At 56.0% G+C, this 26,731-nt stretch carries 18 protein-coding genes and 2 tRNA genes; 9 read left to right on the forward strand and 11 right to left on the reverse strand.

Annotated features, from left to right (window positions below):
- Positions 1-676 precede the first annotated feature (676 nt).
- The 4 genes from M7Q83_RS10175 (at position 677) to M7Q83_RS10190 (ending at position 8,307) form a co-directional block, all read left to right on the forward strand.
- The gene (locus M7Q83_RS10175) at positions 677-1,474 is read left to right on the forward strand and encodes an SDR family NAD(P)-dependent oxidoreductase (protein WP_298338196.1); all 798 of its coding nucleotides are present in this window, start codon (positions 677-679) and stop codon (positions 1,472-1,474) included.
- A gap of 1,240 nt (positions 1,475-2,714) precedes the next feature.
- Positions 2,715-3,782, forward strand: coding sequence for a lysylphosphatidylglycerol synthase transmembrane domain-containing protein (locus M7Q83_RS10180; RefSeq protein WP_298338198.1), 1,068 nt, complete (start codon positions 2,715-2,717; stop codon positions 3,780-3,782).
- A 273-nt stretch (positions 3,783-4,055) separates the two neighbouring features.
- Entirely contained in the window at positions 4,056-5,096 is a 1,041-nt protein-coding gene (locus tag M7Q83_RS10185) for a kelch repeat-containing protein (RefSeq protein WP_298338200.1), read from the forward strand.
- A 1,546-nt stretch (positions 5,097-6,642) separates the two neighbouring features.
- Positions 6,643-8,307, forward strand: coding sequence for a right-handed parallel beta-helix repeat-containing protein (locus M7Q83_RS10190; protein WP_298338202.1), 1,665 nt, complete (start codon positions 6,643-6,645; stop codon positions 8,305-8,307).
- 197 nt (positions 8,308-8,504) lie between these two features.
- Here the strand turns inward: M7Q83_RS10190 and M7Q83_RS10195 are convergent, their stop codons facing one another.
- From M7Q83_RS10195 to M7Q83_RS10205, 3 genes are read right to left on the reverse strand one after another with little or no spacing between them, the layout of a single operon-like run.
- Entirely contained in the window at positions 8,505-9,011 is a 507-nt protein-coding gene (locus M7Q83_RS10195) for an AMP-binding protein (protein ID WP_298338204.1), read from the reverse strand.
- A gap of 55 nt (positions 9,012-9,066) precedes the next feature.
- On the reverse strand, positions 9,067-9,468 hold the full coding sequence (locus M7Q83_RS10200) for a type II toxin-antitoxin system VapC family toxin (RefSeq protein ID WP_298338206.1): 402 nt from the start codon (positions 9,466-9,468) through the stop codon (positions 9,067-9,069).
- The gene (locus tag M7Q83_RS10205; protein ID WP_298338208.1) at positions 9,465-9,710 is read right to left on the reverse strand and encodes a hypothetical protein; all 246 of its coding nucleotides are present in this window, start codon (positions 9,708-9,710) and stop codon (positions 9,465-9,467) included. The genes M7Q83_RS10200 and M7Q83_RS10205 overlap by 4 nt, the downstream gene beginning before the upstream one ends.
- Here M7Q83_RS10205 and M7Q83_RS10210 point away from each other — a divergent pair.
- Positions 9,709-10,023: a hypothetical protein gene (locus M7Q83_RS10210; RefSeq protein ID WP_298338210.1), complete on the forward strand. Its 315-nt coding sequence runs from the start codon at positions 9,709-9,711 to the stop codon at positions 10,021-10,023. The genes M7Q83_RS10205 and M7Q83_RS10210 overlap by 2 nt on opposite strands.
- A 50-nt stretch (positions 10,024-10,073) precedes the next feature.
- On the opposite strand, the gene M7Q83_RS10215 is transcribed toward M7Q83_RS10210, so the two are convergent.
- Positions 10,074-10,493, reverse strand: a complete 420-nt coding sequence (locus M7Q83_RS10215) for a type II toxin-antitoxin system VapC family toxin (protein ID WP_298338211.1) — start codon at positions 10,491-10,493, stop codon at positions 10,074-10,076.
- Positions 10,490-10,747, reverse strand: a complete 258-nt coding sequence (locus M7Q83_RS10220) for a type II toxin-antitoxin system prevent-host-death family antitoxin (RefSeq protein ID WP_298338213.1) — start codon at positions 10,745-10,747, stop codon at positions 10,490-10,492. The genes M7Q83_RS10215 and M7Q83_RS10220 overlap by 4 nt, the downstream gene beginning before the upstream one ends.
- Before the next feature lie 703 nt (positions 10,748-11,450).
- Here M7Q83_RS10220 and M7Q83_RS10225 point away from each other — a divergent pair.
- Together M7Q83_RS10225 and M7Q83_RS10230 are read left to right on the forward strand one after the other, a co-directional pair.
- Positions 11,451-11,735 carry a DUF1778 domain-containing protein gene (locus tag M7Q83_RS10225; protein ID WP_298338214.1) on the forward strand — a complete coding sequence of 95 codons (285 nt, stop codon included), beginning with the start codon at positions 11,451-11,453 and terminating at the stop codon, positions 11,733-11,735.
- A 32-nt stretch (positions 11,736-11,767) separates the two neighbouring features.
- Positions 11,768-12,232: a GNAT family N-acetyltransferase gene (locus M7Q83_RS10230; RefSeq protein ID WP_298338216.1), complete on the forward strand. Its 465-nt coding sequence runs from the start codon at positions 11,768-11,770 to the stop codon at positions 12,230-12,232.
- 853 nt (positions 12,233-13,085) lie between these two features.
- On the opposite strand, the gene M7Q83_RS10235 is transcribed toward M7Q83_RS10230, so the two are convergent.
- From M7Q83_RS10235 to gltB, 5 genes are all read right to left on the reverse strand, one after another.
- Positions 13,086-15,386: a hypothetical protein gene (locus M7Q83_RS10235; protein ID WP_298338218.1), complete on the reverse strand. Its 2,301-nt coding sequence runs from the start codon at positions 15,384-15,386 to the stop codon at positions 13,086-13,088.
- A 1,476-nt stretch (positions 15,387-16,862) separates the two neighbouring features.
- Entirely contained in the window at positions 16,863-18,005 is a 1,143-nt protein-coding gene (locus M7Q83_RS10240; protein ID WP_298338220.1) for a site-specific integrase, read from the reverse strand.
- Between the two features lie 116 nt (positions 18,006-18,121).
- A tRNA-Arg gene (locus tag M7Q83_RS10245) sits at positions 18,122-18,194 on the reverse strand.
- A gap of 5 nt (positions 18,195-18,199) precedes the next feature.
- Positions 18,200-19,663, reverse strand: coding sequence for a glutamate synthase subunit beta (locus tag M7Q83_RS10250; protein ID WP_298338222.1), 1,464 nt, complete (start codon positions 19,661-19,663; stop codon positions 18,200-18,202).
- Entirely contained in the window at positions 19,663-24,147 is a 4,485-nt protein-coding gene (gene gltB / locus M7Q83_RS10255; RefSeq protein WP_366526401.1) for a glutamate synthase large subunit, read from the reverse strand. The genes M7Q83_RS10250 and gltB overlap by 1 nt, the downstream gene beginning before the upstream one ends.
- Before the next feature lie 295 nt (positions 24,148-24,442).
- Here gltB and M7Q83_RS10260 point away from each other — a divergent pair, with 295 nt between their 5' ends.
- A complete protein-coding gene (locus M7Q83_RS10260) occupies positions 24,443-25,648 on the forward strand; it encodes a MarP family serine protease (RefSeq protein ID WP_298338226.1) in 1,206 nt (401 codons plus the stop codon).
- A gap of 35 nt (positions 25,649-25,683) precedes the next feature.
- Positions 25,684-26,652, forward strand: a complete 969-nt coding sequence (locus M7Q83_RS10265; RefSeq protein ID WP_298338228.1) for an MBL fold metallo-hydrolase — start codon at positions 25,684-25,686, stop codon at positions 26,650-26,652.
- Here the strand turns inward: M7Q83_RS10265 and M7Q83_RS10270 are convergent.
- A tRNA-Ser gene (locus M7Q83_RS10270) sits at positions 26,631-26,720 on the reverse strand. The genes M7Q83_RS10265 and M7Q83_RS10270 overlap by 22 nt on opposite strands.
- Between the last annotated feature and the right edge of the window lie 11 nt (positions 26,721-26,731).

The raw sequence follows: 26,731 nt of genomic DNA on the forward strand, positions 1-26,731 counted from the left end.
ATAGAGTCCGAGACAAGAACCTTGTAAAAGGTGCATCTATATGAGTGGACTCAGTGTTTATCACTCAGATGCAACGGATGTGCGCACCATTCGCCTCTCCATCATGAACGGCCCTGGCCTGCAAGATCTGTGTCTCCGGCTGGGACTCCTTCCAATGAGCACCGCGCCCTCGAGATGACCGCGCGCTCGAGATAACAGAGCAAGCAGCAGGAGCTGTTGGTCTACGCCAATCTCTGATTAAGGTCTGTTCACCTTAATGCAAACTCCAAAGGGGCAGTGATCCAAATAGCAGGAACCACTGGCGCACTCGTATCACAACTTCTGATCTGTTCGTGCACCTCGGAACCCCTTGCCCATCCGAATACCGCACACCCACCAATTGGCCAACAGTGTGCTATCGCATCACGCACGGCAGGAGCCTTGGTGAACTGGCTCTGGTAATTCAAGCTTTCCTCCTGACGACTTTGCGTCCCGGGCAAAACCTCTGACCAGCAAGTAGTTCGTTGTCGTCAACGAAGAGGCACGATTGGGCCATTGTTGCCAGACCCGATAGCGTCGTGGCGTGCCGACTCGATGGAGGACTTGGAGCGTCGTGCCGGAGCTCACCGATCAACTACGGTCATGATAAGACCGAAAAAACTGATTCGATAGGAACTGAATCGATAGGAGAAGGGCAATGGAGACCCAACAAACCATGAAGGGACGAGTGGCACTAGTGACTGGTGGCGGCCGGGGAATTGGCGAGGCGATCGCTCATTCACTCGCGGCCCTCGGAGTTGGAGTAGCGATCTGTGATATCCATGACGGTGCCGAACGGGTTGCCGCTGCGATCGGTGCACAGGGCCAGCGGGCGACCCCGTATCAATACGACATCTCTCGCCCTGAACAGAGCGCCGAGTTGGTCAGCATGGTCATGAACGACTTCGGACGGCTGGACATTCTCGTCAACAACGCGGGTATCGGTGGCGCACACGGTCTGCTGCATGAGATTAGTGTTGAGGATTGGGATACGACCATCGGCGTGAACCTGCGCGGCACCTTCCTTGCGAGCAAGTACGCAATACCTCACCTGTTGGGACAGACGCACGCCTCGATTATCAACATTGCCTCCACCTATGGCATCATTGGCGCACCACTTGCACCCGCTTATTGCGCTACAAAGGGTGCCATCGTCAACCTAACGAGACAGCTCGCCGTCGACTACGGACCGCTTGGCATTCGGGTCAACGCCGTACTGCCGGGCTATATCGACACCGATCTCGGTGGACGACGCGCCAGTTTGCCCAGTGACCAAGCGGACGAGATGTTGCGGAGACGCGAGTCGAGTGCCGCGCTACAGCCGTTAGGGCGACAGGCCACCACCACCGAGGTGGCAAGGGTCGTCGCATTCCTAGCCTCCGACGACGCATCCTTCATGACAGGGTCAATCGTAGCCGTCGACGGCGGGTGCACATCGACCTTCTATCATGGCTGATCATCTCTTCGTCACATCAATTGACCGGCGAGTGCAGCCTGTGGCTGACAGAGGCCACCCTTCCCCAACAACTCCCAACCCAACCTCGGCTCCTCCGTTCCACCAGATGGATTGGGCTGTCTATTGCTCCTTGAGCCAACAGCCAGTTCCTCGATGTGCAACGGTGGTGACCGGCACCTGCGGGCGCCGCACTAACAGCAACATCGAACGCCATCACAGCCTGTCACAGCAGGGGATCCCTCACGAGTCGGTCCCTCCACTCACCGACCAACAAGCCCGTTGAACCGATGCGAGGGAAGTCTTGCGAACCCTACCTCTCGACATATCGAGCCGACCTAACGGCGCGAATTGGCTCACGCGACGTCTGACCATCTTCCGTGCTAGCTGGTCAAAAGAATCTCCCACGATCTTCTTCGACACCGGCAAACGCCACCGGACACAGGCTTCGTACAGATCGACAGACTAGTACTAGAGGAGTGGATATTGTCGATCGAGCGAGTCTCCCGCGCTCCCAACGGCCGTTCTGGGCCAGAACAGACCGGTCCCCAGTGTGGATTGGGCGAAGTGGGCCAACAGGATCGATGACCGTGTGCGCTCCGAGCGGAGATAGTGCCTCGCCGCTGACAACGATCGCGTTCACCGGCGCTATGAGCCTCTACAGTAAACTTCTTGCCGCTCACCTCTGCTCCAAACGAGCCTCTACCAGACCGCACACCTGTGGCGCTCTACCCCAATATGGCGCTAGTCCATCGCCTCTGGCCGTGCGTAGACAACGTAGACATTCCCGCTCCTGCGGGAATAGCCGTTCTTTTGCACGGTTGTCCGCCTGCGACCCCCTCCGGCGCAAAAGGCTACCTCTCCCGATACGAATAGGAGTCAGACAGACGTACCTGGTGACAACGCCAGGCGAACGGCTTGTCAGTCAACCTCGTTTACCTTTGGCTGACATGGACCTCCACGGAGCAACCGTGTTCGACAAGATAGACCTAGCAGGGGTGTTGCTCCTCAACCACCGACCTTCCGTACCGCCAACCGGGTTCGCGCGTACCGGTCCGATCGCAGGTATCCTCATCACCTTGTCCACCCAAGGATCAGCACAGAACCATCACTTGCGCTCGGCAACGGGCCAGGCTCGACTGCTGCATCGATTTATCCTCGAATCGATAGTGCAAACCCACAACACCCACCAGCGGCATCGCTACTTCACCGCGGCCAAAACACACGCGTTGCCCATCCAGTCATGAAACGTGCCTCTCCAAAACGTATCCGTCGAATATTTGGGGTCCTCGGCCTCATTGGCCTTGCCCTTGTCCTCTGGGAGAATCGCAGCTCGCTCAGCAACTTTGTGCCTTTACTCACAACGCTTCGCTGGTATGTGCTTGTTTCTGTCGTCATCATCCAACTGGGGAGTTACTGGCTGAACGGTCTCTACTACCGCTCTATATTACGGATTTTTGCGTACGACCTGAAGACATCGCGTCTCTTCGAAGGGGCCCTGGCTACCAACTTCGTAAACTATCTCCTGCCTTCCGCCGGTCTCGCGGGTGCCGGTTACCTCTCCCAGGTACTCGCACCCGAGGTGCCCAGAGGCGTCAGCGTACTCGTCCAGCTAATGCGCTATGCCTTTAGCGCTCTCGCGGTGCTCCTCATGATGCCCGTTGGTTTCCTGCTGATCTACGCCGAGAGCAACAAGGGTGGGCGATCGCTGCTCGACGTCACCGTGATCTCCGCCCTTGGGATCACCGCGCTGGCGGTGGGGCTGGTCGTCCTGGTCCAGCATGAAGCTCTGTTGCGACGAGCGCTGCATGCCACCCTGCGTTTCCTGCAGCGATTCTTCAAATCCCTCAAAGAAGATAAGGTAACCAACTTCGTCGATCAGTTCTACGTCGGTTATCGCGCGATGACCAACAACAAGCGACGGATGCTACAGCCATTCGGATGGTCAATTCTCTATATTGTCGTTGAAATATTGACCTTTTACATGGCATTTCTCGCCTTTGGGAAAACCGTGAACCCTGGCACCGCGGTCATGGCCTATCTCTTCGCCAATATTGTCAGCATCTTTGGCGGTGTCATCATCAGCACCGGCGTTTTCGAGTTAGGTATGGCAGGCACCTTGATTGCCCTAGGGGTACCCTTTGCACTCGCGGTGGCGGTGACCACGGTCTATCGCATTATGAACCTTCTCATCGGCTTACCGCCCGGCTATATTTTCTATCGAAAGTTTCTTCCGATTACGAAAGAGATGTCTGCTGCGCCCAGTCAAACCAAGACGGAGCATCCCACTCGTAGACCACCACAGCAATAGCAACACACTGTGGTAAAACAGACAACGTGGCAGGCATGGGCTCAAGCTCACATCACTCGGTCCACCCAAACGGACATCTATCTCGAGACTCGATTGCCATCAAGGCAATTATTGAGATCAAACAAAGTACAGATAAAGAGTCTCTTGCTCTCCCTATGCTTTGGGAGCATGGATCTACAACACAACGTCGGATCGCCTTATCGCGACAACTACTCTGGTTCAAGTCGCATAGGATGACTGCCCAACAAAAGGAGCGATCAAGGAGATACTGTCATGAGAGCAAGCTGGATCAACATCAATACTGCCACGGCTCCACCGCCACGTTCTGGGGCTTCGCTCGCCTATGACCACAATAGTCAGAGCGTCATCCTCTTCGGCGGTCTCGCTGGTGGGCATGGGCTCAATGACACCTGGAGCTTTGACGGAACGAACTGGAGAGAACTCAATCCGAGGAGGCGACCCTCTCCTCGTCACTCGTCCCCCATGGCCTGGTCGCCTCGGGGATCTCACTTGGTGTTGTTGAACGGTATTCGATCACAACCTACAGGTGGTGGCGCTGCCCGTAGAGGCATCAGCATGAGCAATCTCCACGACACCTGGGTCTTTGATGGGAAGGAATGGGAGGAGGTGCGACCCTCACAGTATCCCAGTTACGCTCAGCAAGCGTTAACGACCGACCCTGGGTCTGATTTGGTAGTGGCCTTTGGCGGATTGAGGGCTGGGCCAAAGACGCTGATCGGAGTAATTTGGCCCAAGGAACCGGGGTTAAAACCCTTCATCGATGAGACTTGGGTCTTTGATGGCAGCGTGTGGGAAAAGCGGGTTCCACAGTTGCGACCACCTGCTCGCAACTTCGCAACGATGGCACCACATCCCAGGGGTAGCGGGGTCGTGCTCTTTGGTGGGCAATGTGATCGGCGGCCAGGCGTAGATGATCGCTGGCTCAACGACACCTGGGTCTTTGATGGGAAGGAATGGGAGGAGGTGCGAACTCCGACAGCTCCTTCACCACGGACGCAGCCGGCCTTGACCTATAATCCAATCGTTGGCCGCTGCGTGCTCTTCGGCGGAACGGGTCATCTCGACGATGACAGGCTCGTAGATTTGACGGACACCTGGGTCTTCGATGGGAAAGACTGGGTGAGAGCGCTAACAGAGTCAGACCCCTCGCCAAGACGTGCGGTAGCGATGACCTATGACGAGATGAGTGGCCAGGTTGTGCTCTTTGGCGGCAGAGAACACCCTTGGCCATCGACTCCTCTCAACGATACCTGGATCCTCAACATAGAGGAGGAATCCAACCCAACGCCGTAACCGCTCCGACTGTCTTAACCATGACATCCCATCAAGTGCCCAAGGCAACCTACCCACTACTAGCCCTAGACCGAATCAAAGATCGCCATGGGTAGGGAACGCGACTGTCGCACTACCAGGCATCCGCTTCCCACGCGCTGTCCGGAATCATCAAGGTTCGTCATACTACCGCTGCACCAACTGCGACACGGATCTCGCTGGCGTAAGCCACGAGCCGTGGTGCGTACCGAGCCTCTAGCTGACGACCCGACATCGATCTAGCGACCTCACAATAGCTGCTCCATCTTTGGACACACTGCTTAACCGTCAGCTGGTAGCGACCTGTCGACATGCCAGTTGATCGAGAGGTACCCCACCGAACCAGATCCGAAAGACCGTATTGCCTAATGCTTTTGACTCGCCGCTAAACATTGGCAGTGATCTACTACATGGCAAGAACAGATCACCCAACACACCCGCTTGCATCCATCGCCACTCCCAGCGTCGATTAACCCATTTAGGGTACCTGGTTGGCACCCACAATTGACGGCAGCAACGACTACCTCGATCGCCACGAGCAGTGCTACAAGTAGCCCGGTTCACTCATCGCTCAGGGTGATCGGGCGAGGACCGAAGCCGAGACCCCGCAAAACCGAGCGACACTAGTGCAGCAAGGATGAGCACTGCCACCGCTGCATCGCTTGCCGCTGTGCCCATTTGTACCAGTGGAACAACTAGCAAACCACACGCCACTGCAATGAACGCAAACACCACCGAATGTGGCAAAGACAATTCCGATCGCCTCTTCATCTCGACAACAGCTCCCCCTTCTGCCTACGGCCTAGCTGCTTCCTGTCGATTGTTGGAAGATTCTACCACCAACAGGAAGGAAAGGAAACAGCATAACCCGTCCCCTCAGACAAAATATCATAACCTCTAGCACGAACGATCCTCGCAATCAAGAGACAGAGCGCTACTAGCTCCTAGGTCTCAACATCAGTGTGTACGGTCATGGAAATAAATCACTGAGGATGAGAAAATAAGGCTCTTGACATGGCTATCTACGAGGAAAGGGTGGACAACCAAAGACCCAAGAGACGACCGTTGACAACGGTCCCATCCAAGGTGCGCATTGCGCACCTTCCAGACACAGAATCCAGAGTTCGAATCCTACCTCTCCATTCTTGATCAGAAATTAGCATCTTTGCAGGTTCGCAAGGGTTTGTTCTTCACGGCTAATCATCAATAGGCGTAGCCGGTAACGATTTGGTCATACAAAGTATGCCACGGATGAAGCCGCATCAGCGATCACTCTGCAAGAACACGACGCTCTTCCGAAGACCGTTGACGGCATAGGAAAATCCTCTGACAGAGGAGGTATTTCGCCACTCCAGGTAGTTCTACAACCTCATTGTGTGATTTATTGACACCAAAGAGCCAAGAAAGCTATCGATTGGACTCAGCCGAGGACCCTTACCATGGTAATGTAGAACCTGGTAGACGCTAAAGCCTTGCCGCGTCGCAGGGTGGATCCTCATGATCTTGAGGGTAGGGAGTGAAGAAAACAATGACTACCTCTCGATCACGAGGGCGAAAGCTCTTTGGGTACTTGGGTCGTATTGGTGGAGGGCTTGGGTTAGCCCTTGGTCTGATGGTTGGGACTGTTACGGTTTCTCAAAGCGCCTTTGCTGCGGGGAGCACTCTGTATGCTGCCGCACAGGGAACGGGCAACTGCTCAACAAGCACTGATGCTTGTTCTCTAAGCACTGCGATCAGGAACGCGGCCTCTGGCGATACCATCGAACTCGTCACACCTGGGACTAGTGGGACCTATGGTGCTCAGACCATACCCAGCTCCATGACCCTCACCATCGAGGCTGCTCCTGGGGTTGTGGATCCCACGATTGATGGCGGCGATGCGTCGGGTATCACGCTTGATGGCACCAGCACCAATCCCTCCAACCTTACCCTGATTGGTGTAACAATCTCAGGTGCTACTGTGAACCACAACGGCGGGGGCATTGCGGATTTTCACAGTAGCCTTACTATCGACGACTCGACGATATCGGGAAATAGCGCAGGTGACGGTGGGAACAAAAACGGCGGAGGAATCTATTCCGACGGTGGTACCCTCACCATCGACAACTCGACGATATCGGGAAATAGCGCAGGTGACGGTGGAGGAGGAATCGAAGGCTTGACTGGTGTTGTCACCATCAATGACTCCACGATCTCGGGCAACAGCGCAAACACCGGTGGGGGGATCTATGATGTCGCCGGTACCCTCACCATCGACAACTCGACGGTTGGACGCAACAGTGCCATCCTTTCGGGTGGTGGCATCTATCAGATAGGGGAATTCTCGGTCAGCGACTCGACAATCTCCGGGAATAGCAGCGAAGGCTACGGCGGCGGGATTTATATAGCCAATGGCACTGGCACCATCGACAACTCGACGATCTCTGGAAACAGCGCAAACACTGGTGGAGGGATTGACAGCTACATCGGTAACCTCACCATCAACGACTCGACGATTTCTGGCGCCACTGCGAGTGGTGGCTTGAGCTCTGGCGGCGTGATCAATAATTCCGCAAGCCTCAATCTCACTGGTGACCTGATCGCGACCCCTGGCAACCCTTCTGGGGCCTGCACCCTTGGAACCGTCGGCTCTGCTGCGTATGTGGTGACCGGGAACCAATCGTGTGATCCAGATAGACCCACTGATGTCTATTCCACGACAGCTGGCATTGACCTCACGCCGATTGTTACCAATGGCGTCGTTGGGGCAATCGAACCCACCGCTGATAATCCCGCCATCGGTGCCATCGAAACCTCGAAGGGCCTCTGCCCCCCAGCCGATCAGCGTGGTTATGTTCCGGTCTCGGGTGCAACTACCTGTGATGCTGGCGCCTATCAGACGAGCTATGTCCAGCCTGAGATCACATTCACCCCACCTTCGAGGGGAGTAGTCGGCACTACGTATACTCCAGTGACAAGCTCGCCGTCTCCTCTGGTGGTGACCTTCTTGCTCCTTAAGACCCACCCTGGCCCTGACGTCTGTTCGATCTCAACCAAAGGCGTAGTGTTGTTTGAACATGCAGGAATCTGCACTATCAAAGCCAGTCAGTCAGGTGGCATCGAGCAGGGTTATTACTATGCCCCCGCCCACAGTGTCGTCCGCGAGATACTACTTCACGGACGACCCACCGTACCCGGTAGACCTCGTCTGTAAGAAGGTTCCAGCCATTACTGGCTCTGATTTTCACATTGTGTCGACTCGCATATACTTCCGGAGCAGAAGTGTTGGTGCTCGACCGACCGGATGAGCATGATTCCTTCGGTTGTTATTTGCAGGGCTATGAGTTCACAAAGCATCAGGTAGTCAAGAGGGAGGACTCTGCTCCCGGACCCATCGCGCCGGAAACCGTCTCAACAAAACTGTTGACGAAGCTTGTACTTTAGCACCTTACCCCCCACTGTCTCTGGCAACGCCTCGACAAAGATGACGGACTTTGGAGTTTCAAATCCCGCAAGCCGCTCGCGGCAAAACGCAATAAGCTCTGCTTCGTTGACTTCCTCAGGGTCGCTCGGAACCACCACTGCGGTGACTGCCTCTCCCCAGCGATCATCGGGGACTCCGATCACCGCAGCTCGCATCACTCCCGGGTGCTGGGCCAAAACTGCTTCGACACGGATGGTGGAGACATTTTCACCGCCAGACTTCACGATATCCTTGAAGCGATCGACCATGACGCGTAGACCTTGCTCGTCATAGACACAACTATCTCTCAAGTGGAACCATCCTCCGCGGAATGCCTCGGCGGTGGCCGCTGCATCGAGGTAATATCCGGCAGTGATGGCCGGGGATCGATAGATCGCCTCGCCAAGCACCCAGGGTTGACCCTCGAGTGATTGTTCCTTGGCGTCAATTACCACCGCCCCTAAGTGTCACAGGTCTCCGCCAGCATTGAGTCCGGCGCCCAGCTGCGCCTCATTTTTGAACAAGTGCACGACTTATTGCGGGAGCCACTTCGAAGATCTTGTCATCGTCGGTCACGAGTAATAGACCTCGCTCCTCCGCCAGCGCCACATAGGCCGCGTCGTAAGCGGTAAGTCCCAAAGACACCCAGTGAGCCACCGTCAGTAGCGCTGGCTCAGCTACCTCGAAAGAGAGGTTACCGAGAGCCTCGGCGAGCTGGATAACTGCCTCGCCGTCCCATTGCCAGCCTCTCCCGGCGACGTTCAGCACTTCCAAGAAGAAGAGTGAAGGAACAACCACCGAAAATTGGCCCGCCTGATAGTCGTTGAGCAGCTTATGAGCCTCCGGGGATCCTCGCTGCTCGCTGACAAACCACTTAATCACAACCGAGGCATCAAGAACGAGGTCCCTCAATGTGCGTCGCGGTCGCTTCGGATCGTCGGCGTAGCGCTCTCCCCACCAGGTTGAGTGTTGAACAGCTCCTGAAGCTCAGCGATTGCACGTTGGACATGTCGGTTGACCCCAGGGCCGAGATTACCCAGATCGCGTTCGGCCAAGCGAGACAGGTAGGCACTCCTAGTGAGACCAGCAGACCTTGCGGCATTGTCGATTCTCGCGAGTAACTTGTCGTCAACGGAGACGAGAATTTTGCTCATGGGAGGAGTATATCCGGATATCCATTCTATTGTCGCTTGGCTGAGCCTTGGCAAGCTCCGGCCGTCACAGCTCGATTCCACCGCCACTGCGTCGCTGACACTGGAATCCAGCAGGCACTCACGTGCTGAAAACGTCGGTGATCATAGTTTCGCACTGGTCAACAGACTTCTCACTGGAAGACTCCTCGCACCGGGTCTTGGAACGCCAACCATGATCTCCAGCCCAGACGTAACTCCCTACTTCTTTTCATTCCCCTGTTTTCGCGAGGGGCGCGGGGCGATTCATGTGCCGCCCGGACCCCGCAAAGCCTGAAGGGGAACCAACAATGAACAAGGCCATATCGCTTTGAGTCGTTCTTGACGTTACGTGCTAGCAACGGCTAACCCGAGGCTCTTGGCTGCCTCGTACAACTGCGCGTCACCAGCTACGAACACAACGTCTTGTCCGCTGATCGTCTCCCCAGCGGCTAAGTGTATGGCATCGTAACCCCGTAGGGAATGGATCTCGGCCAAGACTCCGGCACGCCGGACCAAACTGTCGGAGACTTCCACAATGTCAATCTGCTGATAGAGCACTTCAAGACCAGTCACTGCCATGCGTAACGCTCTCGTGCTCAGTCGTCCGAGCCGGGCCGCCATGGCCAGCGCTGCACAGCATTCGGCGTAAAGAAGACGAACTCCGGCGATATGATCGGCCTGGTCCCATAACAAACTGGCCCGTTGAGAGCCTGCTTCTTCCACGAGAAGCGGCACCAGAGAGGAAGTATCGAAATAGGCAATCAATGACGCTGATCCGCTATGAGCGGGCTAACCGCCTGTCTCGGACGTACCCGTTTTGTAGGGGCATCCTTCTTTACGACCGGGGCCGGCGTCACGATTCCCTCTGCTATGAGACGGTCTAGCGTCCTCTGCGTTCCGATCGGGGTAATCCTGGCGATTGCCCGACCGCGATCAGTGACAATGACCTCATCACCAGTGCCAACCTTGGCTAGATAGCGGCTGAGGTTGTTCTTCAGCTCCCGAACGCCAACTTCCATGCCTTTCCTCCAAGTAGCTACTTATATAGTCGTATTGTAGCTACTAGCAGAGAGTCTCCAGGCTTATACTGGATGCTTGCTCCAAGGGGAGTGTTCTAGGCCCCAGTATCAGTGCGCGCGGCTTGAAGAATCAATCGCCGAGAGCTAGAAGGCTGAGATGATGGCACGGCTGCCTGTGATGAAACGACAGAAACAATGCTAGCCAGGAGGTGACGATCTCGCCCGAAGTGCAGACTGCACCCATCTCGGACATCTGTGTGGAAGGCCCCTCGGGTATTCACTTCTTATCCATAGTCATGTGTGAGCATCACCGCAGTTCAGCGACAGGTTTGTTCATCATGCGTTGTCATGAATGAGCAGACTTAGTCACAATTTCGTGATATCCAGAGTGACGCGGGCCGAGCTTCCAGATGGGAGGCCATGTGTCCTAAGAATCAGTGAGGCCGCCCCTCGATATCTCATCATTGGTCACCTAGGTTATCACTTCCTCGTCATGGGGGTCTGGACCATTCAGAGGTTCTAGAGCACTGGGTGATGGTGAACCTGGTTTCGGATGTGCTGCGGTCGAGATTCGCACGCCGAGGATCTCCCCCGGTACGCCTTCTTCTGACTCATCGTTCCCCACCTTTGGGTTGACTGTGGTAAATCTCACTTCGAGGCATCTGATGGCAAGGAGTATGTACCCTATCAGTACACTGTAGATATGAGCACAGTGGATGACAGGCACAAAGGCAGAATCAATCTCAGAGTCGATTCCGATCAAGAGGCTCGCCTGCGGGCCGCTGCCGAGGCGAACGGGGAGAGTCTGACTGGCTTTCTTCTCGCTGCTGGAGCAGAGCGTGCAGACGTGGTGCTTGAGCGAAAACGGCGTATTGCTATCGACGCAGATGCCTTCGAGAAGTTTCTTGGCGCTCTTGATGCCGAGCCCGAGCCGATGCCCACCCTCGTACGGTACGCCTCAGAACCCGGTCCGATCCCCTCGCAGTGACGGCTGACTCTCTGCAGCCAATTGAGCTACTCTTGACCTCCCACAACGTGGATGGTTTTGACTCTGGAATGCCCGACCTCGACCGCTGGCTTCGCAGGTCGGCCGAGGTGGCATTCGCCGCAGGTACGGCAGCAACCTACGTGTTGTGTAGGGGCGATGTCGTAGTTGGCTATTACGCCTTGGCGATGAGTTCGGTGGTTCACTCTACAGCCCCTTCTCGCCTTCGCCGAGGAATGCCCGACCCAGTACCCGTTGTCCTCTTGGCTCGTCTCGCGATTGATCGGGGCGAGCAGGGTCACCACCTTGGCGGGTATCTACTCGTCGATGCCCTCCGGCGCTGCGTGAGGGGTGGAAAAGAGTTCGGTGCAAGGGCCGTGGTGGTCGATGCCATCAACGAGAAAGCCATAGATTTCTACCGACACTTTGACTTCCACCCCTTAGATGACCGTCGGCTATGGCGGCGGCTCAGTGATATCGCAGTCAGCCTCGGCGAGTGATATCGAAGCTAGGGAACATCCTAAAAAGTGGCTATTCTGCCTGGCAGATCTGTCCCCGGAGGCACCCTGTCTATCGGCTGAGACGTGGTTGGATACGGTCGGAGTTCGGCTGGACCTCATGAATGGGTTGACGCAGTGCGATCACCGTATCGCTGGCAACCGCGGATGGCACCACACACTTGTCGGATTCTCCCGGTCGCTGAATCGGGGCCTACTTTGAAGCGAAGACACCGACCTTCAGGTTTGATCCAGGTAATGGAGTCTCTGGTCATGGCCCATCGTGACACAAGTGCAAATCGTCCCTTAAGATCCTGAGGTAAACTCACCTCTGAGCTCGATGTTTGTGGCGCGCTCGGAGAGATTCGAACTCCCAACTGCCTGATCCGAAGTTATGTCCCCACTTTGTCATCTGTTGGTAGTCTGTATCTGCTGGATTCATTATGGCAGTTCAAATGGGTCGCAACCAAGAAGCGATGCCTGAGTATGACCCCACGTGCAAACGAATGACAGGAAAAGTTGGGTTGGAGTTGGGTTGAGGGCACCGCTGGAGATGGGTCTAAAGCATTGTGATATCTATCGCCGACATGGCGAAACGTTCGGGCGACCTCATTGCTTGACCGTTACTCCAACCCGTACGTTCTCGATAGTATCACTCTCCACCGTTTTCACAACGGTGTACAACGACGGCATCTGTCGGTCCTTGAGCAGATGAGTGCGCCCGGAGTCAAGTCACTCCCTCGAACCTCTCTTCCCACGTTATGAAAGTGGATCGCCCACCACTGCCCAGCGGATAGACCGGGAACAACCGTTATACCTGAACCCTCGGCAGCCTTGAAGATGCTCCTTTGGATCCCTACAGCGTAATCCCTCCAATAACCGGAGCTCCAAGGTGGGTGTTGGCATTGGAACCCTCAAAGGGGGCGGTACCGAAGTTAAAGACTCCGCCATCGGCTCCAAAGAGGTAATAACCCGCTTGGCTCCCTGGAACATAGGTTCCACCAACGATTGGGGCATTCAAGGGATGGGTGCCTTTGAGACCGGTGATCCCGAGGGTGTAGGTGTTACCGAGGAACTTGGCATCGCCCAAGTTAAAGACTCCTCCATCTGCTCCAAAGAGGAGATACCCGTTGGCGTCTGGGGTAAGGGTCATGCCAACGATTGGAGCATTCAAGGGATGAGTTCCCGTGAGGCCAGTGATCCCGAGGGTGTAGGTGTTACCGAGGAACTTGGCATCGCCGAAGTTAAAGACTCCACCATCGGCTGCCACCAGATAAAGACCCTTGCCATCTGGGGTTGGGGTAAGGCCTACGATGGGAGCATTCAAGGGATGGGTACCGGTGAGGCCGGTGATCCCATAGATCGAGACACCGACAAAGCGCATAGCGTCACCGAAGTTATAGATCACCCCAGCATTGGTCACGACCCAGTAGCCATTGTCATCGGGAGTCGCAGCCATGCCGATGACACTACCAACTGGGTTGGTGACACTTCCATAGGAGTGAGCGGTTCCAAAGCTCTCAACGGTACCAGACTTAGTGACGAGCCAATAGCCATTGGTACCACTCGCAGCTCCTCCAACGATGTCACTTGCTCCACTCCCGGTCTTTGAGGAGATCGATGAGACCTCATGGGTGAAGATCCCACCGTTGGCGGTGATGAGGCCAAAGGGGGTGGGAAGTTGGGAGGTTGGGGAGGTGGAGGGCTGACTTTTGGGTTGAACAGAGGGAGTGATCGGCTGCGACCCAGATGAGCCGTTCGGGGAAACTGATGGAGGATTTGGCGCTGACGCTGTCACGGATGCAACAAGTGGTTCCACGGCGGCCTCATAGGTCGACCCTGTTGAGGACGCAGGATGGTACGCCTCAATGGTACAAGTTCCAGTACCCGTCATCGTCGCTTCATCCGAGTTGCTTACAGTGCACACTCCCGAGGAGGATGGCGTCGGGAGGAACGTGACCGGCGAACCCGAACTCGTTGTTGCTGACAACGGGTACGTGCTGCCCAAGGTGGTGGTCGCTGGGAGCGATTGCGGGAAGACAAATTGAGACTGATAACCTGCTTGATAGGCACCTGCGTAACAACTTGCGGATTGAGCTGGTGCGAGGTAACCCCGTTGATCCGCTTGCGGGCAAAGCTCAGCTCCAGCCACCTCATCGCTCGTCGGGATTTCCCCAAGCGACGACGAAGTCATGGTGGGGAAAACAAGCGTCTGAGTTGCCCCACCGTTGTTGCTGAGGGAAGAGGCCGCCAGGGAATCGACCTGGGACTGTTGGCTCGACGAAGAGGCGGAGTAGCTCGTGCTATTCGTTAGATCGCATGAGCTGTCATCAGACACGTTATAGCCGTCGTCGTTGAGTGTTGCTCCAGTGTCACTTGAGCACTCTCCCCCAACGGGAGGGCCGCCTGCAGTAGCTAGTAGGTCACCAGCAAGGGTGAGGTCACCGTCATTTGCAAGCCCACCGCCATAGTCCTTTGTTTCTGCACTATTTTTCGAAATTGTTGAATTCTCAATGGTTAGATCTTGTTCATTGAAAACACCCCCTCCAACTTCACTTGATGTATTTCCATAAATCGTGGAATCAAGAACAGTGGATGTAGGCGGGATTCCGTTGTTAGTTTCTGCAAAATCAACGCCTCCTCCGTATTCACCGGCCTCATTGTCAGAGATGGTGGAATCTAAAATCGTAGAAGAGTTAGCTTCGTAGATTCCTCCGCCAAAACCTATCGCGTAGTTCTCGGTGTACGGCGCGGAGTTATCGGAAACGGTCGAGTCCGTCAACGTGAACGGGCTGTAGCTCTGAATCCCACCACCAAACCATGCAGTGTTGCCTGAGATCATTGTCGCATCTCCGATTTGGAGGCTATCACCGTCGCTGTATATTCCCCCACCATCATCTCCGATGTTGTCAGAGATGTTGGAGTCTAAGACAGTAAGAACTCCATAGCTGGCGATCCCGCCACCGTAGCCGCCATAATTACCCTCGATGGTCGAGTCAACAACAGTACCTGTACCATCAAGGTCGACTCCTCCACCGTAGTTTCCTATGTTTCCAGCGATCGTTGATGCTGAGATGTTGAGATCAGTGCTGTCCCCGCTTCGGACTCCTGCTCCTATGCCGCCCTGGCTCGGATCGCTAGCCCCAGTAATTGTCACACCCTTGAGATTGAGAGTTCCAGGGCCGGACGCCACCAGGGTGGCGTGTTGGAAATCTCCGTTGAGAACAGGGGAGTTGTTCTCATAGTTCTCAAGAGTTACGCTACAGGTGGCGGTTGTACAGCTGCTTGGGAACGTTAGTGAAAAGCTTTCTGCACTAGATGAACCACTTTGACTAATGTTGTAGTCGTTACCAGAAGGCAAGTAATTGGCTGGTGGCGAATAGGTGCCAGAAGACTCAGTAAGTTGAATAGGACCGCTCCCATTTGTGATGAGATAGATCACAGTCTGTGTGTTACTGGCAGCGTCACCAAGGGCTGTAGGGAGGGAGCACGGCTTCGACCGCGAAGAATCTAGACAAGCTGCCGAGTTGGCGGCGGTGGCGGAAGCGTAAAAGATGGTAGGACTATCCAAGGCCGTCAGCAGAACTTGTGGGGTATTTGCAAGCTCCGCTGCTCCGTAAGCGGTGCCACCGAGCACCAAAGCAAGCGTGACTCCGAACCGGGTGATAAAACGCCTTCGGGTGATTGCAACATTTATTCTCAACGAACTACCCCTCTCGAAGCACACATCTTCGATTTGTCGACCAGCTTTTCACTCACAATAGCCGACAAGCCGACCGTTACAACGTTAGAATTCGGGTTTTCGGCCACCGGAATCTATTGATGTGTTGCAATCCCACCACAAGTGTCTTTCCACACACCCTGAGTGTTGATATGAACTCCTCCTGCCAATATTGCCAGTCAAGCTGATGATACCAAAATACGCTGCCGCGAGCTCAAGCCAGAGCATGAACGTGGTTGAGGTTCCATCAACTTCCTCCAACTGTGTATTCCTCGACCACACCATCGACTCTCGCTCCGAAGACCCCATCTTCAACGACCAGCGTCTCAACGACCAGGCCTCAGTCAGTTACCATCAAGACCGGACCTCTCACTGTCCCAGCACCACGACTCCTTTGGTCCTCATTGGTCTTGGATGAGGCGCCAATTTCTGCAATACTGCGGGTGAGTTGGTCAAGTAGTGCCGAATGATCGATAGCCAACTTGTTTCTCCGTCGATTGGTTCAGGTGATGCACCCGATGCAACCGGAGAGACGAGGTGGCGGAATAGCCCCGAGTACAATGAGTACATTTCAGGGCTTGGAGTCAGCCCGGCTCGACGGTAGGGTGCCAAAGCACCTGGGCCAAGCAAAGGAATCAAGGAGCGAACGATCGGCTGCATTTCGGGACCGGCCAGACACGAGTGACAGAGAGTTGATTGGCATTGGAGTGAGTACCGTCGCTCCTGGGGCGCGAGAGGTTTCGAGACCAGGAACTCGCAGGCGCCAAGAGGCAAGGAAGTGAGGAGACAAGACGAGGCCTAGGGCCCCAGAGCGCGAGCGATACGCTCGCGCGAAGGGGACCTGGGCTCTTGATAGTTGTATAGAGAATTTCGACACGCTCATCAACGGTGACCTCGCCTAGATCGATCCTCTCACCGCAGAATCTCCCCGATCCTCTCGGCGGCCCGTTGGTCCTCCTCGCCAACTGCGTCGGTGTAGTGGCGAGCCATATGGGTGGTGGACCAACCCATGCGAGCTTGCTTCTGACGCTCACTTACCACGGAATCTAAGACCGTGGCAGCAAAGTGACGGAATGAGTGCAGGTGAATGTCGGGAGCGATTTCGTGACGAGCCCTAAAACTTGCAAAGTTCTTCGAGAACACATCGGGATAGGGTGGAGTCTCACCCCCTGGTACAAATGAGAACAAGAAAGCATCCTCGCCTAGTACACATTCCGATCGCGTGGCAAGGTCGAGCTGTTCGTCTCGCAGTTGTGCCAAGAGTGCAAGGGTTTCGGCATCGACCGAGAGTTTCCTTACCGAAACCTTTGTCTTTGGAGCCTTGACCGAGATCCCGCCAGCTCCAATGACGACTCCCTCATCGACTCGGAGCTCCCCAGTCACAAAGTTGATGTCATTGAGTCTGAGTGCTGCGATCTCACCCCGTCGCATACCGGTCGCGATCGCTAGGCGGACAAAGACATAGAGCCGAAGATCATCTCCCTTGGCAAGCGTTGCAAGAATCGCTCGCACCTCTTCGATACTCGGGGCACGAACTGGCTCACGACGATGTCCCTTGGGACGTTCAGCTCCAGAGACGGGGTTGGGGATCATGCCATTGGACCACTTGCCAGCGAGCTTGCAGGCTCGATACAGGATTGCCCTGACCTGTCTGATTCCAGACTCTCCGAGCCCATGATCTGAGAGCTCACGAAAGTACTGCTCGACTTCGTAGATACCCGTTGTAGCAATGGGTCTTTCGCCGATGCGATTGTAGATGTGGCTATCCCAGAGTTGTTGATAGCTCAGTTGGGTCTTGGGTGAGAGATCATCCCAACCGTTTGCCTTCCAGGCTGCGATCGCATCGTTAAAGGTTGTTCGCTTTCCCCACTTCGATCTGGAAGGCCCCTCAGAGACGGGTTCTGGAATCTCATCTAAGAGGAGCAACTGACGAGCGAGTTCACGTTCGGCATCTCGCTTTGGGCCAACGAAGGTGAAATAGCGATGTCTGACCTTACCCGAGGGATCCCTGCCAACGAAGATCCTTAGCTCCCAGACGTTGGGAGGCCTTCTCAAGCGAATCGACCCTGCCATGGACACCTCCCGTGACAAATGTTGGGTTTTGTGTTGGGTTGAGAAGGATCGTAGCCTGGACCTTGCCACAGTTACTGCCTGTGAACTGGGAGAACTTGCGCGCTCGGAGAGATTCGAACTCCCAACCGCCTGATCCGAAGTCAGGTGCTCTATCCGTTGAGCTACGAGCGCATCTCCTACATGATAGTCAATGCCGCCGTATCCGGCGCGATCGGGCAACCGAGGTCACTGTTACCCATCAGGTAGGCATCGACGTGGTACGCCACCGATCGCCCCTCAGCAATGGCCCAGACAATCAGTGATTGTCCACGACGAGCATCTCCAGCAGCGAAGACTCCCTCTAGAGAGGTAGCAAAGCAGTCATCGACTTGGATGGTTCCCCGTTCCGAAAGAGCCGGCCGTTGTTCGGGATCAAACATCGATAGGTCTGGTCCAAGAAAGCCCATCGCCAACAGTACGAGGTCCGCCTCAATACGGCGCTCGGAATTAGCTACTCGCTGAAGTTTGCCGTCTTCGCTCATTGCCACTTCGGCAGTGATGAGAGCCGTCACCTGATCCGAAGCGTTGAGTTCGAATCGAACCGTCTCTCGAGCAAAGACGCGATCTCCACCCTCTTCGTGGGCAGAGGAGATCCGAAAGAGCGGCGGGTACGTCGGCCAAGGCGCGGTCTCTGGACGGCTATCTGAGGGTCTTGGCATGATCTCCAGCTGGACAACTTCTTTCGCTCCCTGCCGTAGTGCAGTGCCCAGGCAGTCGGCCCCGGTATCACCTCCCCCGAGAATTACCACCCGCTTGTCTGTCGCCACGGCTGGAGGTTCATAGGAACGATCATGCACTGCACGATTCGCATGAGGCAGATAATCCATAGCAGGGAGAATACCGACCCCTTCACTACCTGGTACCTCAATGAGACGTGGGCGAGTGGCCCCTAGCGCGAGAACGACGGCATCAAACTCGTCTCGCAACTGCGCAAATGAGAGATCGTGACCGACCGTAGTGTTCGGGGAGAATGCAATACCTTCCGCCGTCAACTGCGCCAGCCGACGATCAAGGATCGCCTTCTCCATCTTGAACTCCGGTATCCCATAGCGCAGAAGCCCACCGATCCGATCAGCGCGTTCAAAGACTGTCACTGCGTGTCCCGCACGAACGAGCTGCTGCGCTGCGGCCAATCCAGCGGGTCCTGATCCAACGATCGCTACCTTGTAACCCGTAGGGTATGCCGACCGAATCGGTTCAACCCAACCGTGAGCAAACGCCATCTCGCTAATCGACTTCTCGATATATTCAATGGTGACCGCGTCTCGATTCAAGGCAAGAACGCAGGCCGTCTCGCAGGGAGCGGGGCAGAGACGTCCAGTGAACTCTGGGAAGTTATTTGTCGCATGCAAACGTTCAGCAGCACTTGCCCATCGGTCTTTGCCAACCAGTTCATTCCATTCAGGAATCAAGTTCCCTAAGGGGCATCCTCGGTGGCAGAATGGGATCCCACAGTCCATACACCGCTGGGCTTGCACGATCTGTTCAGCGACGTCATCCTCGGCGTAGACCTCGTTCCAATCCCTCAGGCGAAGCGCTACCGGACGACGCACTGGATTGCGACGGGTGAATTTGAGAAAGCCTCTTGGGTCAGCCGCCATCAGTACCCCCGATCGAGTGTCGTAATCGCGTAACGGGCACCTTGGCGACGGTGAGCTCGATCCTGGAGAACGACCCGTTTGAGATCCTTTGGGTAGACACAGACGAAACTGCGTGACCAACCACCTTGTGCCGCCAAGATTGAGGACGCCTTCGCAGACCCCGTCAAGCGAGCATGTCGTTCGAGTAGATCCTTCAACAACGACTGTTGTTCCTCATCAATTGGATCGAGGTCAACCATCTCCTGATTCACTCTGGCGGCAGCCTTTCCCGTAGGGTCCCAGAGGAAGGCCAAACCACCGGACATGCCGGCCGCGAAATTGCGTCCAATACTGCCGATAATCACTACCACACCCCCTGTCATGTACTCACATCCATGGTCTCCGACACCCTCGACAACCGCACTCGCACCTGAGTTGCGAACTGCAAAACGTTCTCCCGCCCGACCGTGGACAAAAAGTTCTCCTTTGGTCGCCCCATACAGGGCAACATTGCCGATGACAACCGCCTTCTCCGCCACCACACCAACGGACATCGGAGGAGCAATGACGAGACGCCCTCCCGAGAGACCCTTCCCCACATAATCATTCGCGTCACCACGAAGCTCCATGGTCACACCAGGAGGGACAAAGGCCCCAAAGCTCTGTCCCGCTGAACCATCAAAGACCAACGAGACGGTATCAGGTGGCAGATAGTCGGAACCATACCGTCGCGTGACGAGATCGCCCAGGGTCGCGCCTACGGCACGGTCAGTGTTGTGGATCTCGTACTGTAATCGAATGGCTCCTGACCTGTTCAACCGAGGTTCGACCGCCTCAACGATCGCAGCGTTCATGCTGTTTTCCAGAATATTTTCCTGGGATCCAGGACGAAATCGGCGCGGTGCTCCCTCGTTGCGGTAGGTCAGCCGGTCGAGTCCTAAACGTTGAGCCGCCGAGGAATCACGTGGTTGTAGGAGGTCCGCACGGCCAATCGCCTCATCGAGTGAGTGCAGTCCGAGTTGGGCAAGATAGGCGCGAACCTCTTCGGCAATGTACTCAAAAAATGTCTCAACAAACTCGGGCTTTCCAGTGAACTTGCTTCGCAGCTCAGGGTTCTGCGTCGCGATGCCCACGGGACAGGTGTCGAGATGACAGGCGCGCATCATGATGCAACCGGATACCACGAGAGGAGCCGTCGCAAACCCATACTCCTCAGCCCCAAGGAGTGCGGCGACGATGACATCGCGACCAGTCTTGAGTTGTCCATCAACTTGTACGACTACTCGGTCGCGAAGCCCATTAACGACAAGCGTCTGCACCGTCTCAGCCAACCCCAGCTCCCATGGCCCTCCCGCGTGTTTGAGGGAGTTCAGCGGTGCGGCGCCCGTGCCACCATCTCCGCCTGAGATGAGGACAACGTCAGCGTGGGCCTTGACCACGCCAGCAGCGACCGTTCCCACTCCGACCTCTGAAACAAGCTTGACATGCACACGCGCCCTAGGGTTGGCTGACTTCAGGTCATAGATGAGTTGCGCAAGATCTTCTATCGAATAGATGTCATGGTGGGGAGGTGGAGATATCAGACCAACTCCAGGGGTGGAGTTTCTCGTCTTGGCGATCCAAGGGTAGACCTTCTCGCCCGGCAGTTGTCCGCCCTCGCCTGGCTTTGCCCCCTGGGCCATCTTGATCTGGATATCATCCGCCGCGCTCAGGTACTCAATCGAGACCCCGAAACGGCCCGAAGCGATTTGACGAATCCTGGAACGCCGGTCAGTACCGTCGGGTCCTGGTTGTGATCGCTCGGGATCCTCTCCACCCTCGCCGGTGTTGGAGCGTCCCCCTAGGCGATTCATGGCGATCGCCAGCGTCTCATGAGCCTCCTGCGAGATCGACCCATAGGACATAGCCCCCGTAGAGAACCGACTGATAATGGACTTGACCGACTCAACCTCCTCAACGGGGATCGGTTGAACACTATCCGATCGAAGTTCCAAAAGCCCTCGGAGGGTATTCGCACGCCGACCAAGGTCATCTACCAGTGAGGTATACCGTCGGAACACATCTTGTTGCCGTTTGCGCGTCGAGTGTTGGAGCAAAAAGACTGTTTCCGGGTTAAAGAGGTGGTACTCACCATCGCGACGCCACTGATACTGGCCCCCCGTTGCAAGATTCTGATGGGCGAACTCTTCAGGGTGTTGGGTGTAGGCCCGATGGTGATGGGCCGCTACCACATCGGCGATCTCCACGAGACCAGCTCCCCCCATGGGTGAACGAGCCCCGGGAAAGTATTCGTCGACAACTTCTTGACTGAGGCCATAGATCTCAAAGATCTGCGCACCGGTGTAGGAGCCGATCGTCGAGATTCCCATCTTCGACATAATCTTGATAATCCCCTTGGTGGCCGCCTTCACGTAGTTACGGACCGCCACCCGCGGAGCGATATCGGGCAACACGCCCTCACGGATGAGATCGACAATAGAGTCGAACGCGAGATAGGGATTGACCGCCGCAGCACCAAAGCTAATAAGGGACGCAAAGTGGTGGACTTCTCGCGCATCGCCGCACTCGATCACCAACCCAGCCTGAGTCCGAAGCTTGGTGCGCACAAGATGGTGATGAATCGCCGATACTGCCAAGAGCGACGGGATCGGAGCGTGTTCCCAGTCGGCATGGCGATCCGAAAGAATCACCACCGCGAACCCGTCGCGGATCGCCTCCTCCGCTGCCACCCGGATGGCAGCAAGTGCTTTTTGGAGTCCCTTTGCACCTTCTGCGACGGGGTAGAGGATATCGATGACTTTTGCATTCAGATCCGGGTATTCACCATCGTCATTGATGTAGATGAGCTTGGCGAGTTCATCGTTATCGATCACTGGGTGAGGAAGATGTATCTGGCGCACCGAGTTCGGACCAGGTTCAAGAAGATTCTTCTCGGGCCCGATCACCCCTTCGTACGAAGTGACCAACTCCTCCCGAATTGCATCAAGCGGGGGATTGGTTACCTGGGCAAAACGTTGATAGAAGAAGTCAAAGAAGGGCCTGGGGAGGCGCGAGCGAGCTGCCAGGGGTGTATCCGATCCCATCGAACCGATGGGCTCCTGAGCCTGGGTAGCCATCGGCAAAACAATGAGCCGCAACTCTTCCTCGGTATAGCCAAACAGCTGCTGGCGTTGCACAACCGACCCGTGCTGGGGAACCAACATATACCGCGGCGGCAGCGAACTCAACGAGACTTGATGCTCGCGTAGCCAGTCACCCCATGGTCGCATCGTTGCGAGTGACTCCTTGACCTCAGCGTCGTCAAGTATTGTCCCTTTACCGGTGTCGACCAGGAAGATCCTGCCTGGTTCCAACCTTCCACGCGCGACCACCGACGAGGATGGGATATCGATCACTCCAACCTCTGAAGCGAGCACGACGATTCCTTCATCAGTGATCCAGTAGCGCGCTGGACGAAGGCCGTTGCGATCGAGCACCCCACCTACCATTTCTCCGTCGGTGAAGACCACTGCTGCTGGCCCATCCCAAGGCTCCATCAGCGAAGCATGGAACCGGTAGAAGTCACGGACCCTGGTATCCATCGAGGTATTGGCCTCCCAGGCCTCAGGGATCATCATCATGATGGCGTGTGGGAGGGAGCGACCGTGGAGGGCGAGCATCTCGAAGACGCCGTCCAATGAGGCCGAATCGGACTCAGAGACATCGACAAGCGGAAAGGCGTCAGCGATATCACCTTCAACTAACTCTGAGGATAACTGTGATTCACGAGCTCGCATCCAGTTGCGATTGCCATCGATGGTGTTGATCTCGCCGTTATGTGCGATCATACGGAAGGGTTGTGCAAGTCGCCACGATGGGAACGTGTTGGTCGAGAAACGAGAGTGCACCAGCACAATGCCCGTTGAAAGCTGTGCATCCTGGAGATCAAGAAAGTACTGCTGCACCTGAGGGGCGGATAGCATCCCCTTGTAGATAAAGGTGCGACCTGACAGCGACGGGAAGTACAGCTCCGGTAGCGATTGCTCAATCTTGCGACGCAAGAGCCAAGCCTTACGTTCAAGGTGCACCCCCGTCGCTCCTTGACGATCCTCCAAGAACAACTGCACCATGTCGGGTTCACAGGATCGTGAGCCAGCACCGAGGATCTGACTGTTACGGGGTACTTCGCGACGATCGATAATCCGCCAACTTGACTGGTCAAGGAGTTGTTGCAGCTGCGCAAGCAGTTCCGCTCTGTCGCCATCAAGGAACAGGAGACCAGTAACATAGGCACCCGGTGGCGGTAGCTGCCGATCACGTCTCCAAAACCCATCAGGGTTCTGGATGAGGATGCCTGCGCCATCCCCGGTATCAGGGTCAGAACCCATTGCACCACGATGCTCGAGGTTGACCAGCGCGTCAAGTCCCATCTGGATGAGCTTGTGTGAACCCTTCCCATGGAGATCGGCAAGAAACGCAATCCCACAGGCGTCGTGCTCTAGACCTCGGGGGTACAGCGGTGGCATTGGGGTCGGTAACACCTGGCGGTCCTCTCTCGTGTTGTACGGCAGAAGGGACCCCATTGACCCGTAGTCACTTCAGCATAGAGCACGATGACTGTCGGGCCACCCCCAAGATTTTCCTCTGCTGAAAGATCGCGTAACCCCCTCGATCATGGGCGCATCCTCGCCGCCCAGAGACGGGTCCGCATGCACCAGACCCAGTAGCGAGGCCCAACGTCGGAGATCTTTTCAGTTGTTTTGGGGAGTTGAGAACCTACACTGATACCTTGTGCAGTTCTGTGTCGAGGTAAAGCGGTAAGTGTCAACCCCGTTCTTAGGTGCCATCTTCGGCTTCAACCTCGTGGATCTGGTCATCCTCGCTCTCGTTGCGTTCTCCGCTGCTCGAGGGCTGAAGGTAGGCGCAACCATCCAACTCGGCTCCTACATCGGATTTTGGGTTGGGCTTCTCGCTGGTGCGGTGCTCGCGCCCTACGCGGCTGCACCACTTCCAGCCGGCATCATACGCACGTTCATCTCCCTCGTGATTCTCTTTGGGCTCGCATCGATCACCTCGGCGCTGGGTAGGAGTCTCGGCAGTAGGATCAGTAGAAAACTGGACCGTTTTCATCTTGGAAAGATTGACGGCGGCGCAGGCGTCATCGTCTCCATCGCGGCGACCTTATTGATCGTATGGATCGTCGCCGCACTCGCCCTCAATGCACCCTTCCAAGCACTCTCATCGGAAGTCTCTGGCTCAAGAATTGTTCAGGCTCTCGATAAAATTCTCCCTCCCGCTCCAAGCGTGTTCGCCCAGGTTGACTCACTCTTTTCCACGGCTGGTTTCCCCCCCGTCTTTGCTTCGATTCCACCTGCGCTAGCTGGTCCGGTGCCGCTACCAAACTCCGCTGAGGTCAAAGCGATCGAGGCAAAGGTCTCGGCCTCGGTGCTCAAGGTCGAGGGCCTCGCCTGTTCGGAGATCCAGGAGGGTTCCGCCTTTGTGGTTGCGCCTGGGTATGTAGCGACTAACGCACACGTTGTAGCGGGTGAACCGAGTACCTATGTGATCCAGAACGGTTCACAACTCGCCGCAACTGTTATCTGGTATAACCCGCATCTCGATTTGGCGGTGTTGAAGGTCCCCGGGCTACAGGCTCCGGTCTTGCACTTTGATACCCAAGTCCAACCACGTGGCACCCAAGCGGTTGTACTGGGCTATCCCGAGGGTGGTCCACTGACCTATGGGTCCGCCGGAATCATGGCAGGCTTTGACGCCACTGGGCGCGACATCTACAACAAAGGCCTGACGACACGCCTGGTCTATGAGATCGACGCGATCGTCCGACCCGGTAACTCCGGTGGACCGTTAGTCAATTCTGCCGGTCAAGTGCTCGGCGTGGTGTTTTCCCGGTCTACTACCAATAACTACGTTGGTTTTGCGCTCGCCGCACCGGCGGTGGCCAAGGAGGTCCATGAGGCGCTCACCGAGCCACAACATCGGGTCTCCACAGAGGGTTGTGTGCCCTAAACAGGCTTTTCTAGATGGAGCTAGGCTGCTCTGGTATGGCTGAACTTATCGCGGACAACATCGTTGAGATCGATACCCAACTCGGTGGCTGGGAACACATCACCGCTGGCTATCTCGTTACCGGTGAAAGTCCTGTCTTGATCGAAACGGGCTCACAGAGCAGTGCTCCACTCCTCATCGCGGAACTCAACAACCTTGGCATTAGCCCCTCGGACCTTGCTGCTGTCGTGCTAACCCACATTCATCTCGACCACGCAGGAGGCGTCGGCGACATCGCGCGAGCATTCCCAAATGCGAAGGTCTACGTTCACCCGAATGGAGCCCGGCACCTCGCTGACCCAACACGCTTGATCGACTCAGCATCGAGGGTCTACGGACCTCTCCTCGATTCGCTCTACGGCCGACTAGATCCGACTCCCTCCGACCGGATCATCGCCGTGGAGGAGGGTGACACCATTCAGATCACCAAGGGATTGCATCTTGAGGCGCTCTTGACACCTGGCCATGCCAAACACCACCTATCCCTTTGGCATGAGCCGACAGGAACGATGTTCTGCGGGGATGCGGTTGGAGTGAAGTTGCCAGAGGTGGGAATCCTATGGCCCGCGACTCCACCTCCTGATTTTGACCTCGAGCTCGCAACTCGGAGTTTGGACGCAATGAAGTCCCGCACCCCATCACACCTCGCCTTCGCCCACTACGGTCGATTTGCCAATGCAGTCGACATCCTCGACGAAGGTAAGGATCTTCTTCGCGACTGGTGCAGGGTGGCAGAAGAAGCGATGCATGACGGACGCGAGATCGAAGCAGCACTTGAAGAGGCGTTTGTCCCAGATCTGAAAGATCTTGATCCTATGGCTCGCGACCGCCTCTTGACCTTAAGCGGCGTCCATGCCAACGCGATGGGGATCAACCGTTGGCTCACCAAGCGTAGTGGACACGGGCAGCACACACCTCATCAACATCCAACCCTGCAAGAGGATGGCGGAGGGAGTGGGATTTGAACCCACGGTACCCTTGCGGGTACAGCGGTTTTCGAGACCGCCCGATTCGGCCACTCTCGCATCCCTCCGAGCCGAGACC

Origin of the sequence: Ferrimicrobium sp., assembly GCF_027364955.1 — a bacterium.
GTDB lineage: Bacteria > Actinomycetota > Acidimicrobiia > Acidimicrobiales > Acidimicrobiaceae > Ferrimicrobium.